Origin of the sequence: Pseudomonas sp. D47 (assembly GCF_045447305.1) — a bacterium.
GTDB lineage: Bacteria > Pseudomonadota > Gammaproteobacteria > Pseudomonadales > Pseudomonadaceae > Aquipseudomonas.
In genome coordinates, this window is sequence record NZ_JBJGXU010000044.1 from 1 (window position 1) to 12,006 (window position 12,006).

The window sequence follows — 12,006 nt, forward strand, 5'->3', positions numbered from 1 at the left end:
ATACGAAGCCGTTACCGCAGCAACGGATATGTACCCAATCTACCTAAACCCAGGCAAGCCAGCTCCCACAGGCGTAAAGCGCCGCTGTCGAAAATATTATGCAATATGTTGCTAACTGCGCCCGGCCATTGAAACCACCGCTGCACCGCCCCATCTAACTTGCATACTTCCTTATGCAGGTGCCCCATGAGCGACCAGCAAGAATTCCCGGACATCGACCTGAACGATTACGCCGATCCGGAAAACGCTGAACACGAAACATCGTCCAACACCGGCCTGGCCCTGCCCGGGCAAAATCTGCCGGACAAGGTTTACATCATCCCGATCCACAATCGGCCATTCTTCCCGGCGCAAGTGCTGCCGGTGATCGTCAATGAAGAACCGTGGGCCGAGACCCTGGAGCTGGTGAGCAAATCCGACCACCATTCCCTGGCGCTGTTCTTCATGGACACCCCGCCAGAAGATCCACGCCACTTCGACACCTCCAGCCTGCCGCTGTACGGCACGCTGGTGAAGGTGCACCACGCCAGCCGCGAGAACGGCAAGCTGCAATTTGTCGCCCAAGGCCTGACCCGTGTGCGCATCAAGACCTGGCTCAAGCACCACCGCCCACCGTACCTGGTGGAGGTCGAATACCCGCACCAGCCGACCGAGCCGACCGACGAGGTCAAGGCCTACGGCATGGCGCTGATCAATGCGATCAAGGAACTGCTGCCGCTCAACCCGCTGTACAGCGAAGAGTTGAAGAACTACCTCAACCGCTTCAGCCCCAACGACCCGTCGCCGCTTACCGACTTCGCCGCCGCGCTGACCTCGGCCACCGGTAACGAGTTGCAGGAAGTGCTGGACTGCGTGCCCATGCTCAAGCGCATGGAAAAAGTGCTGCCGATGCTGCGCAAGGAAGTCGAAGTCGCGCGCCTGCAAAAGGAAATCTCTGCCGAGGTGAACCGCAAGATCGGCGAGCACCAGCGCGAGTTCTTCCTCAAGGAACAGCTCAAGGTCATCCAGCAAGAGCTGGGCCTGACCAAGGACGACCGCAGCGCAGACGTCGAGCAGTTCGAACAACGCCTGGTGGGCAAAGTGCTGCCGACCCAGGCGCAAAAGCGCATCAGCGAAGAAATGAACAAACTGTCGATCCTGGAAACGGGTTCGCCGGAATACGCCGTAACCCGCAACTACTTGGACTGGGCCACCTCAGTGCCGTGGGGCGTGTATGGCGAAGACAAGCTCGACCTGAAACACGCGAGCAAGGTGCTGGATAAACACCATGCGGGCCTGGATGACATTAAGAGCCGCATCCTCGAGTTCCTCGCGGTGGGCGCCTATAAAGGCGAAGTCGCCGGCTCCATCGTGTTGCTGGTAGGCCCGCCGGGCGTGGGCAAGACCAGCGTCGGTAAATCCATCGCCGAGTCCCTGGGCCGGCCGTTCTACCGCTTCAGCGTCGGCGGCATGCGCGACGAGGCCGAGATCAAGGGCCATCGCCGTACCTACATCGGCGCCCTGCCGGGCAAGCTGGTGCAGGCGCTCAAAGATGTGGAAGTGATGAACCCGGTGATCATGCTCGACGAGATCGACAAGATGGGCCAGAGCTACCAGGGCGACCCGGCGTCGGCGCTGCTGGAGACCCTCGACCCGGAACAGAACGTCGAATTCCTCGACCACTACCTGGACCTGCGCCTGGACCTGTCCAAAGTGCTGTTCGTATGCACGGCGAACACCTTGGACTCAATCCCCGGCCCGCTGCTCGACCGGATGGAAGTGATTCGCCTGTCGGGCTACATCACTGAAGAAAAAGTTGCCATCGCCAAGCGCCACCTATGGCCCAAACAGCTGGAAAAAGCCGGCGTGTCGAAAAAGAGCCTGAGCATCAGCGACGGCGCCCTGCGCGCGTTGATTGACGGCTATGCACGCGAAGCCGGGGTGCGCCAGCTGGAGAAACAGCTGGGCAAACTGGTGCGTAAAGCCGTGGTCAAGCTACTGGATGAGCCGGACTCGGTGATCAAGATCGGCAACAAAGACCTGGAAAGCTCCTTGGGCATGCCGGTGTTCCGCAATGAACAAGTGTTGTCCGGCACTGGCGTGATCACAGGCCTGGCCTGGACCAGCATGGGCGGCGCGACCTTGCCGATCGAGGCGACGCGCATCCATACGCTCAATCGCGGCTTCAAGCTCACCGGGCAGTTGGGTGAGGTGATGAAGGAGTCCGCCGAGATTGCCTACAGCTACATCAGTTCGAACCTGAAGTCATTTGGCGGTGACCCGAAGTTCTTCGACGAAGCCTTCGTGCACTTGCACGTGCCGGAAGGTGCCACACCGAAAGACGGCCCGAGCGCGGGCGTGACCATGGCCAGTGCGCTGCTGTCGCTGGCGCGTAACCAGCCGCCGAAAAAAGGCGTGGCCATGACCGGCGAGCTGACGCTGACAGGGCATGTACTGCCGATTGGCGGGGTGCGTGAGAAGGTCATCGCGGCGCGGCGCCAGAAGATTCATGAGCTGATCTTGCCGGAGCCGAACCGCGGTAGTTTTGAAGAACTGCCGGAGTACCTGAAAGAAGGCATGACCGTGCACTTTGCCAAGCGCTTTGCGGATGTGGCGAAGGTGCTTTTCTGATCGATCGTTCCCACGCTCTGCGTGGGAATGCCTCTCTGGGCGCTCTGCGTCCGCTCTTGGGACGCGGAACGTCCCGGGCTGCATTCCCACGCAGAGCGTGGGAACAATCAAATCCCCTGCTGTCACACCTTGTCTCATCTTCGGTTATGCTCGCCCTTCGTCGCCAAACAACGGAGCCCCTATGACCGCTGCCCGCCTGCTTCTCCCCTTGAGCCTTACCCTGCTGGCCGCGTGCGCCAGCGCACCGAAGCAAAACGTCACAGTGGAAAACCAGAGCGCCTGCCCGCTCCAGCTTAAAACAGGGCAAAACCTGACCCTCACCTTGCCAAGTAACCCCACCACCGGCTACCGCTGGGCCATCCAGGATTCCGCCGGCGGCGTGCTGCGCGCGCTCAGCCCTGAGGTTTACAGCAGCACAGAATCCGGTGTGATCGGTGGCGGTGGCCAGTCGACCTGGCGCTTCCAGGCGTTTGCTGCCGGCCAAGGCCGTCTGCGCCTGACCTCCCAGCAACCCTGGGAACCGGAAGCCGAACCCGCCGAAACCTTCGACTGCGCCATTACGGTGAACTGATATGCCTTGGTTGATTCTTGCGTTAATGGGCGCTGGCACCTTTTTCTACGGTTTGGCCACTCATGCAGCGCTGTTGTGCCTGCTGGTTAAACCGCTGCCGGTATTGGCGCTGCTGGGCTGGCTGCATGATGCGCCGCCCACCGACTATCGACGCTGGATCAGCCTGGGGCTGATTTTTTCCCTGGTGGGCGATGTGTTGCTCGCATGGCCGGGCGACCTGTTTATCTTTGGCCTCGGCGCCTTTCTGTTTGCGCACTTGGCGTACTTGAAAGCCTACTTCAGCGATTGCCGCCGCCTGGCGGTGTTGCCACTGGTATTGGCGCTGGGCGTGGGCGCTATCTTGCTGGGCATCCTGATTTCCCATGGCCTGGGCGATTTGCTGATACCCGTCGTGGTTTATGCACTGGTGATCAGCGCCATGCTCTGGCGTGCATTGGCACGGCTGGGCAGTAACGTACCCAAGCAATCGGCCCTGCTGGCGGCGGCGGGTGCGGTGTCGTTTGTGTTTTCCGACACACTCATCGGCATCAATCGGTTTGTGGTCGCCTTTGAAGCGGCACCGTATTTGTTGATTACCACGTATTGGCTCGGTCAGTGGGGCATCACCGCCTCGGCTTTCCATCAGACAACCCGCGCATCCGAGGGCCAATTTGGCTAAAATGCCGGCCTTTCCCCCTTCGTCGCCGGAACAGCCGTGAGCAAAGAACCCGATCGCCTATTCGCCCAGCCCCTGCCCCAGGTGCCAGACTTCGCCTTTAACGAGGACGTGGTGCGGGTGTTCCCGGACATGATCAAGCGCTCGGTGCCCGGTTATCCGACCATCGTCGAGAACCTCGGCGTGCTGGCGGCGCAATTTGCCCAACCCAACAGCGTGCTCTACGACCTGGGCTCGTCTCTGGGCGCAGTCACTCAAGCGCTGCGCCGCCATGTGCGTACCGACGGCTGCCGGGTGATCGCGGTGGATAACTCGGCGGCGATGGTCGAGCGTTGCCGCCAATACCTCAATGGCCAGGACTCGATGTTCCAGGAGCTGTTGCCGGTGGAGGTGATTGAGGGCGATATCCTCGCGTTGCAGTTCCAGCCGGCCTCGGTGGTGGCGCTGAACTTTACCCTGCAATTTATCGCCCCCGATGAGCGCCTGGCGTTGCTCGGGCGCATCCGCCAGTCACTGTTGCCGGGCGGTGCGTTGATCCTCTCGGAAAAGCTGCGTTTCAATGACCCACAAGAGCATGCGCTGCTCACCGATTTGCACATCGCGTTCAAACGCGCCAACGGCTACAGCGAACTGGAAATCGCCCAGAAGCGCAGCGCCATCGAAAACGTCATGAAGCCCGACAGCCTCGAAGAACACCGCGAACGCCTGCTGGCCGCCGGGTTCTCGAAAGTCGTGCCGTGGTTCCAGTGTCTTAACTTTGCCTCGTTGATTGCCTTGCCATGATTGATTTGTCTCCCCTCGCCCGCCACTTGGTCGGCACTCCTTTGGCCGTTTGGGCCCAGGGCCTGCAAGCGCAACTCGATAGCAAGATGGAAAAGGGTCACGGCGACCTGGAGCGTTGGCAGAGTGCGCTGGATGCGTTGCCGAACATCCAGCCCAGCGAAGTCGACTTGCTCAACGGCTTGACGCTGGATACCGATTGCGACGACGCCACCCGTGCACAAATGCACACCGCGTTGATGGGCTTGAGCCCGTGGCGCAAAGGCCCGTTCCACCTGTTCGGCGTGCATGTGGACACCGAATGGCGTTCGGACTGGAAGTGGTCGCGCGTTGCGCCGCACCTGGATTTGAACGGCAAGCGCATCCTCGATGTGGGCTGCGGCAACGGCTACTACATGTGGCGCATGCTCGGCGCCGGGGCTGACAGCGTGATTGGCGTAGACCCGAACTGGCTGTTCTTTTGCCAGTTCCAGGCCGTGCAGCGCTACCTGTCGGCGCCGAACGCCTGGCACCTGCCGTTCCCGTTTGAAGACTTGCCGCCAAACATGGAAGGCTTCGACACGGTGTTTTCCATGGGCGTGTTCTATCACCGTCGCTCACCCATCGAGCACTTGCTGGCACTGAAAGATTGCTTGGTCAAAGGCGGCGAGCTGGTCCTGGAAACCTTGGTGGTGGAAGGCGATCAGCAGCAAGTACTGGTGCCGGAAGACCGCTACGCGCAGATGCGCAACGTGTGGTTCCTGCCATCGGTGCCGGCGCTGATGCTGTGGCTGCGACGTGCGGGGTTCAGTGATGTGCGCTGCGTGGATGTGAGCGTGACCACGGTCGAGGAACAGCGCGGGACGCCGTGGATGAAGTTCCAGTCGCTGAGTGATTTCCTGGATCCGGAGGATCACAGCAAGACCATTGAAGGGCTGCCGGCGCCGATGCGGGCAGTGATCATCGCGAAGAAGTAGCCCGAATCTCCCTGAAAAAATGGAGATCAACATGTGGGAGCTGGCTTGCCTGCGATAGCTATCTTTCAGTCAATTCATCAGTGACTGATACGCCGCTATCGCAGGCAAGCCAGCTCCCACATTGGTTTTCAGTATTCTTTAGAGTGTGGGTTTGGCTCGGCGAGCCTTAAAGAACTCACTCAACACCGCCCCACATTCCTCGGCCAACACCCCACCTTCAAACAGCACCCGATGGTTAAGAAACCCTTGGGTAAAAAACTGCCCCTGGCTTTGCACGATCCCAGCCTTGGGCTCCAGCGCACCGTACACCACCCGCGCGATGCGCGAATGCACGATCAGGCCCGCGCACATGCTGCAGGGCTCCAGGGTCACATACAGCGTGCTGCCGACCAGACGATAGTTGCTGATGGCGTGCGCGGCGGCGCGGATGGCGACCATTTCGGCATGGGCGCTGGGGTCGTTGCCGCTGATCGGGCAGTTGAAGCCACGGCCGATGATTTCACCGTCCTGCACCAGCACTGCGCCCACGGGCACTTCGCCCAGTGCCGCGCCTTGGGCGGCGAGGGCCAGGGCTTCACGCATGAAGTCCTGGTCGCGGCTGCGGTCGATGATCGCTGTAGGGCGAACCTGGCGCATCACGCCACCTCGATGGCGGCCATCAGGCCGGTTTCCATGTGGTCGATCACGTGGCAGTGGAACATCCACACCCCTGGGTTATCCGCCACCAACGCCACGCGAGCGCGCTCGTTCTTGCCCAGCAGGTAGGTGTCGGTGAAGTACGGGATCACCTTGTGGCGGTTCGAGGCGATCACCTTGAAGCTCATGCCGTGCAGGTGGATCGGGTGTTGGTACTGGGTCATGTTCTTCAATTCAAAAATGTAGCTCTTGCCCTTCTCAAGCTTGGCAATCGGGCGGTCGGCGCAGGTCTTGTCGGTGATGTCCCAGGCCTGGCCGTTGATCTGCCATAGGCTTGGCGGCTTGCCGTTGTCCACTGACACAGTGCCGACCCACTCGAAATTGAAGTTGAGTTTCTCGGCATTGGCCAGGTCCGGCTCGGCAATCGGGTTGGCCGGCAGCGCCGGTGGCCATTCGTTGGGCGCGTCGGTGTTGACCACCGAGCGAAAGGTGCCCAGGCGCACCGGGCCATTGCGGATCGACAGTTCTTCACCGGCCAGCGGCGCTTTGATCGCCAGGCAGATGCGCATGCCCGGGCCCAGCCAGTATTCCTTGCCCAATGGGCGAGGCTCGATGGGGTTGCCGTCCAGCGCATAGATCTGCGCTTCGACGCCGGGAATGTTGATGCGATAAGTCAGCGTGTTGTCGAGGTTGAGCAGGCGCACGCGGGTGATCTGCCCGGCAGGCAAATCGACGACCGCCTGGGACACGCCATTGATCGTCGACAGCCGCCCCGCCGTGCCGCCACGCGCGGCTTCTCGGGGCACGCTGAAGGCGACAAAGGCGCCCTCTTCGTCCACATGCCAGCTTTTCAGGCTCAGGGTGCGTTCGTGTTTGAAACCGGTGGGTTCACGCTCTTCGATGATCAACGGGCCGACCAGGCCACGGCCGAGTTCTTCGCTGCTGTTCACATGCGGGTGATACCAGTAGCTGCCGGCGTCCGGCACGCGGAATTTGTAGTCGAAGTATTCGCCAGGCAGCACCGGCAATTGCGAGACGTAAGGCACGCCGTCCATTTCCAGCGGCAGGCGGATGCCGTGCCAGTGGATGGTGGTGGCGACCGGCAGGTGGTTGATAAAGCGCACCCGCAGCCATTCGCCCTGACGCACACGCAACTCGGTGCCCGGCGCCGATGGGCCGAACGCCCAGGCTTGGGTTTTATGCCCCGGCACCAGTTCCACGTCGAGCGGCGCGGCGATCAGCTCGTAATCGTGACCCGCTTCGGCCTCGGCGACTTTTCCCAGCCAGTAGCGGTAGGCGCCACCGGCACCGACGCCCACTACGGCCAGGCCTGCAAGACCACCCAGGATTTGTCGACGGGAAAAAGTTTGGGACACAACAACCTCACGTATCTGCCGCGAGCCATAGGCCCGCAAAGGGCAGATACGATACACCTGACCCGGCTAAACAGTAAGGCTTCGCATTGCCGCACTGGCGATTTCATTGGGTCTTGTGGCAAGCCCGCTGACCATAGGTTGTGGTATCAGGCCTTGGCGGCAGCCAGAATCAGGGCTTTCATCTCGGCGACCGCGCCTTTGAAACCGACGAACAGCGCATGCGCCACCAGCGCGTGGCCGATGTTCAGTTCGTTGATACCTTTGATCGCCGCCACGGCTTCGACGTTGTGGTAGTGCAGGCCATGGCCGGCGTTGACGATCAGGCCTTCATTCAGGCCGCACTTTACACCGTCGATGATGCGTTGCAGCTCGTCAGCCACTTCGGTGGGCGTGGTGGCATCGGCGTAACGGCCGGTGTGCAGTTCGATGGCCGGCGCGCCTACGCGACGCGAGGCTTCGATCTGGCGCTCGTCGGCGTCGATGAACAGCGAGACTTCGCTGCCGATCTTCGACAGGCGTTCCACGGCAGCTTTGATCCGCGCTTCCTGGCCGGCCACGTCGAGGCCGCCTTCGGTGGTCAGTTCCTGGCGGGTTTCCGGCACCAGGCAGATATGCGCCGGGCGGATGCGCTCGGCGAACGCCATCATTTCTTCGGTGACGCCCATTTCGAAGTTCATGCGGGTTTGCAGCACGTCCTTGAGCAGCAACACGTCGCGCTCCTGGATGTGGCGGCGGTCTTCGCGCAGGTGCACGGTGATGCCGTCGGCACCCGCTTCTTCGGCGTCCAGCGCGGCCTTGACCGGGTCAGGGTAACGGGTGCCCCGGGCCTGGCGCAGGGTAGCGACGTGGTCGATGTTCACGCCAAGAAGAATGCGATTGCTGGTGGTCACGGAAGCGCTCCTGAAAAGGGAAAGAAACGCTGCACAGCATACACGGGGTTGTCAGGGCTTTCGAAACAACTCGCGACTGACCAGCGGCCGGCCACCCAAGTGCACGGCCAGCGCCTGGCGCATCAAGCGCTTGGCGGCAGACAAAGCGCCCGGAGCGGTCCAGTCGGCTTCGCTCATGGCCAGCAACTCAGTGCCGCGGAACAGGCCCGGTTGCAGCAGGTACACACGCTCAAGGCCAGCGTCGACTTGCAGGCGGTACATGCCGTCTGCGGCGATGGGATCGCCGTGCAGGTCGTTGCTCAGTTCAAAGCCGTAGCCCAAGTCGTCGAGCAGGCGCCATTCGAAAGCGCGCAGCAGCGGCTCCAGGGGGCGGCCTTCGGCCAGGGCTAACAACGTGGCGGCGTAGTGATCGAACACCGCCGGGTGCGGGTCTTCGGCGGGCAGCAGGCGAATCAGCAGTTCATTGAGGTAGAGGCCGCTGAAGAGTGCTTCGCCATTGAGCCAAGCGGAGGTGCCGACGCTTTCCAGGCGACCGACGTTCTTCAGCTCGCCCTTGCCACGAAACTCCACATCCAAGGCCACGAATGGCCGGGCCAGCGTGCCGGCCTTGCCTCGGGCGCTACGCAAGACTGCGCGCAGGCGGCCTTGGGGCGTGAGGAAGTCCACCAAGGCGCTGGTCTCGCGGTAGGCGCGGCTGTGCAGCACGTAGGCGAGTTGACTGGGAGGTGGGGTTTGGGACATGGGGTTCTCGCTGACAAGCACGGCCTTGAAAACTGCGACTATCCAATGTGGGAGCGGGCTTGTGTGGGAGCCGGGCTTGCCCGCGATGCAGGCACCTCGGTCCTTGAGTTGTACCGAGGTGATGCTATCGCAGGCAAGCCAGCTCCCACACAAGCCCGCTCCCACATTTGTCTTGCGGTGTTACTGGAGGCCTATTACAGGTCGCCGTAGCCGAGGGAGCGCAGCGCGCGCTCGTCATCGGACCAACCACCCTTAACCTTCACCCACAGGTTAAGCATGATCTTGGAATCAAACAGCAATTCCATGTCCTTGCGCGCTTCGGTGCCGATGCGCTTGATGCGCTCGCCCTTGTCGCCAATGATGATTTTCTTCTGGCCGTCACGTTCAACGAGGATCAGCGCATGAATATGCAGGGTTTTGCCCTGCTGCTTGAACTCTTCGATTTCAACGGTGATCTGGTACGGCAGCTCGGCGCCCATCTGGCGCATGATTTTCTCGCGTACCAGTTCGGCGGCGAGGAAACGGCTGCTGCGGTCGGTGATCTGGTCTTCCGGGAAGAAGTGCTCGTTCTCCGGCAGGTAACCGGCGATCACGCGTTCCAGCGCCTCAAGGTTGTGACCGTGCTGGGCCGAGATCGGCATGATCTGGGCGTTCGGCAGTTGTTCCTGCAACCACGTCAGGTGCGGCATCAGCTCGGCTTTGTCTTCGATGCGGTCGGTCTTGTTCAGCGCGACGATCAACGGGCCGGTGACGTACTGCACACGCTCGAGAACCATCTGGTCTTCGTCGGTCCACTTGGTGCGGTCGACCACGAAGATCACCACGTCGACGTCTTTCAACGCCGCCGAAGCGGTCTTGTTCATGTAGCGATTAAGCGCCTTCTCGCCACCTTTGTGCATGCCCGGGGTGTCGACGTAGACCGCTTGCACGGCGCCTTCGGTCTTGATGCCCAGCATGTTGTGACGGGTGGTCTGCGGCTTGCGCGAGGTGATCGCCAGCTTCTGGCCCAAGATGTGGTTCAGCAGCGTGGACTTGCCCACGTTCGGGCGGCCGACGATGGCAACATAGCCACAGCGTGTTGCGGTTGAATCAGTCATGGCCATTCTCCACGCCCAGGGCAATCAGTGCTGCAGCCGCCGCTACCTGTTCGGCAATACGACGGCTCACACCCTGACCTCGGCTTTTTTCATTCAATAAGGTGATTTCACATTCCACGAAGAACACGCGGCAATGCGGCTCTCCCTGGATATCCACCACTTCGTAGCGTGGCAGTTCGCAACCGCGCGACTGTAGGAATTCCTGCAGGCGGGTCTTGGGATCTTTGTTGGTGTCGACCAGCGTCAGGCTTTCGATCTCCGAAGCCAGCCAGGCGACCACGCGCTCCTTGGCCGTCTCCATGCCGGCATCCAGGTAGATCGCACCGATCAATGCTTCGAGCGCATCGGCCAGGATCGACTCACGACGGAAACCGCCGCTTTTCAACTCACCGGAACCCAGGCGCAAGTATTCGCCCAGGCCGAAACCACGGGCCAGCACGGCCAGGGTCTCGCCTTTCACCAGGCGTGCACGCAGGCGCGACAGCTGGCCTTCGCGCGCTTGAGGGAAACGCTCGAACAGCGCCTCACCGGCGGCAAAGTTGAGAATGGCATCACCGAGGAATTCGAGGCGTTCGTTATTACGCCCCGCGAAACTGCGGTGTGTGAGGGCAAGGACCATCAATTCCTGATCCTTGAAGGTGTAGCCGAGCTGGCGCTCGAGACGACTGAGAGAAACGGTCACGGTTTATCCATATCTAGTTGGTGGCACCGGCGGCCATCGAAGATTGACGCAGTGTTCAAATTCAAGTCCTGGTGGGTGCCGCATGAGGCCGGACGATGCATTGTCCCAACCCCAGAAAAGCATTCGGCGCTGTGTTCACAGCGCCGCCTGTATTACTTGATCAGCCCGACCCGCGAGAAGTTCGGCAGGTGGCTGAGTTTGGGTTCCGGCCAACTCATCCAAACCGCAAAGGCCTTGCCGACAATGTTCTCGTCGGGAACCATGCCCAGCAGGTCCTTGGGAATATTAGGGTCATCCCAGTAACGGCTGTCGTTGGAGTTGTCGCGGTTGTCGCCCATCATGAAGTAGTGCCCGGCAGGCACTTTCCACTCGCCATCAGGCATCGCGCGGTAGCGGCTCATTTCCTTGCGGATTTCGTGCTCTACCGTACCGAGTTTTTCCTGGTACAGCTCAGCGCTGCCCAAGGTGTTCGGCTCAGCGCCAATCAGCTTCTCGGCCACCGACTCACCGTTGATGAGCAGGCGCTTGTCGCTGGTGTAGCGAACCACATCACCCGGCAGGCCCACGACGCGCTTGATGTAATTGACGTTCGGGTCGCTTGGGTAGCGGAACACCATCACATCGCCGCGCTGCGGATCACCGACCGGTATGACTTTCTTGTCGATCACCGGCAAGCGGATCCCGTAGGAAAACTTGTTCACCAGGATGAAGTCGCCCACGTCCAAGGTAGGTTTCATCGACCCCGAAGGGATCTGAAACGGCTCCACCAGGAACGAACGCAGTACCAGCACGATGAACAACACCGGGAAGAACGACTTGCCGTATTCAACCAGCAAAGGCTCTTTGTTCAGCTTCTCGACCACCACCGCATCAGGCTGGCTGACGCTGCCCTGATAGGAAGCGATAGCCGCCCGACGACGCGGGGCGAAGAACACCAGATCGAGCAACGCCAGGAGACCGCAAACGGCAACGGCGATGACCAGCAACAGCGGGAAATTTAGCGACATAGGAC

General features: G+C 61.1%; 12 protein-coding genes. 5 read left to right on the plus strand and 7 right to left on the minus strand.

Annotated features, from left to right (window positions below; translation table 11 throughout):
- Positions 1-186 precede the first annotated feature (186 nt).
- From lon to cmoB, 5 genes are all read left to right on the plus strand, one after another.
- Positions 187-2,610 (plus strand): endopeptidase La, encoded by a 2,424-nt coding sequence (gene lon, locus ACI77I_RS23195; protein ID WP_406998511.1) that lies wholly within the window; start codon positions 187-189, stop codon positions 2,608-2,610.
- Positions 2,611-2,791: 181 nt separating this feature from the next.
- Positions 2,792-3,181: a protease inhibitor I42 family protein gene (locus ACI77I_RS23200; RefSeq protein ID WP_094951359.1), complete on the plus strand. Its 390-nt coding sequence runs from the start codon at positions 2,792-2,794 to the stop codon at positions 3,179-3,181.
- 1 nt (position 3,182) lies between these two features.
- Positions 3,183-3,839 (plus strand): lysoplasmalogenase, encoded by a 657-nt coding sequence (locus ACI77I_RS23205; RefSeq protein WP_094951360.1) that lies wholly within the window; start codon positions 3,183-3,185, stop codon positions 3,837-3,839.
- Between the two features lie 36 nt (positions 3,840-3,875).
- Positions 3,876-4,619 carry a carboxy-S-adenosyl-L-methionine synthase CmoA gene (gene cmoA, locus ACI77I_RS23210; RefSeq protein ID WP_094951361.1) on the plus strand — a complete coding sequence of 248 codons (744 nt, stop codon included), beginning with the start codon at positions 3,876-3,878 and terminating at the stop codon, positions 4,617-4,619.
- A complete protein-coding gene (gene cmoB, locus ACI77I_RS23215; protein WP_094951362.1) occupies positions 4,616-5,572 on the plus strand; it encodes a tRNA 5-methoxyuridine(34)/uridine 5-oxyacetic acid(34) synthase CmoB in 957 nt (318 codons plus the stop codon). The genes cmoA and cmoB overlap by 4 nt, the downstream gene beginning before the upstream one ends.
- Before the next feature lie 138 nt (positions 5,573-5,710).
- Here the strand turns inward: cmoB and tadA are convergent, their stop codons facing one another.
- The 7 genes from tadA to lepB all read right to left on the minus strand — a co-directional run bounded on the left by tadA (position 5,711) and on the right by lepB (position 12,001).
- Positions 5,711-6,208, minus strand: a complete 498-nt coding sequence (gene tadA / locus ACI77I_RS23220) for a tRNA adenosine(34) deaminase TadA (RefSeq protein WP_406998512.1) — start codon at positions 6,206-6,208, stop codon at positions 5,711-5,713.
- On the minus strand, positions 6,208-7,584 hold the full coding sequence (locus ACI77I_RS23225) for a multicopper oxidase family protein (protein ID WP_406998513.1): 1,377 nt from the start codon (positions 7,582-7,584) through the stop codon (positions 6,208-6,210). The genes tadA and ACI77I_RS23225 overlap by 1 nt, the downstream gene beginning before the upstream one ends.
- Positions 7,585-7,730: 146 nt before the next feature.
- Positions 7,731-8,474 (minus strand): pyridoxine 5'-phosphate synthase, encoded by a 744-nt coding sequence (gene pdxJ, locus ACI77I_RS23230; protein ID WP_094951365.1) that lies wholly within the window; start codon positions 8,472-8,474, stop codon positions 7,731-7,733.
- A 51-nt stretch (positions 8,475-8,525) separates the two neighbouring features.
- Positions 8,526-9,215: a DNA repair protein RecO gene (gene recO, locus ACI77I_RS23235; RefSeq protein ID WP_094951366.1), complete on the minus strand. Its 690-nt coding sequence runs from the start codon at positions 9,213-9,215 to the stop codon at positions 8,526-8,528.
- A 194-nt stretch (positions 9,216-9,409) separates the two neighbouring features.
- The gene (era, locus tag ACI77I_RS23240; protein ID WP_032886448.1) at positions 9,410-10,312 is read right to left on the minus strand and encodes a GTPase Era; all 903 of its coding nucleotides are present in this window, start codon (positions 10,310-10,312) and stop codon (positions 9,410-9,412) included.
- A complete protein-coding gene (gene rnc, locus ACI77I_RS23245) occupies positions 10,305-10,994 on the minus strand; it encodes a ribonuclease III (RefSeq protein WP_094951369.1) in 690 nt (229 codons plus the stop codon). The genes era and rnc overlap by 8 nt, the downstream gene beginning before the upstream one ends.
- A 152-nt stretch (positions 10,995-11,146) precedes the next feature.
- Entirely contained in the window at positions 11,147-12,001 is an 855-nt protein-coding gene (gene lepB / locus ACI77I_RS23250; protein WP_094951370.1) for a signal peptidase I, read from the minus strand.
- Positions 12,002-12,006 lie beyond the last annotated feature (5 nt).

What these genes read in the sequence shown, in the direction of transcription:
- lon (WP_406998511.1), top strand. Translation starts at nt 187, where the DNA reads ATGAGCGACCAGCAAGAATTCCCGGACATCGACCTGAACGATTACGCC.
- ACI77I_RS23200 (WP_094951359.1), top strand. Translation starts at nt 2,792, where the DNA reads ATGACCGCTGCCCGCCTGCTTCTCCCCTTGAGCCTTACCCTGCTGGCC.
- ACI77I_RS23205 (WP_094951360.1), top strand. Translation starts at nt 3,183, where the DNA reads ATGCCTTGGTTGATTCTTGCGTTAATGGGCGCTGGCACCTTTTTCTAC.
- cmoB (WP_094951362.1), top strand. Translation starts at nt 4,616, where the DNA reads ATGATTGATTTGTCTCCCCTCGCCCGCCACTTGGTCGGCACTCCTTTG.
- tadA (WP_406998512.1), bottom strand. Translation starts at nt 6,208, where the DNA reads ATGCGCCAGGTTCGCCCTACAGCGATCATCGACCGCAGCCGCGACCAG.
- recO (WP_094951366.1), bottom strand. Translation starts at nt 9,215, where the DNA reads ATGTCCCAAACCCCACCTCCCAGTCAACTCGCCTACGTGCTGCACAGC.
- era (WP_032886448.1), bottom strand. Translation starts at nt 10,312, where the DNA reads ATGACTGATTCAACCGCAACACGCTGTGGCTATGTTGCCATCGTCGGC.
- lepB (WP_094951370.1), bottom strand. Translation starts at nt 12,001, where the DNA reads ATGTCGCTAAATTTCCCGCTGTTGCTGGTCATCGCCGTTGCCGTTTGC.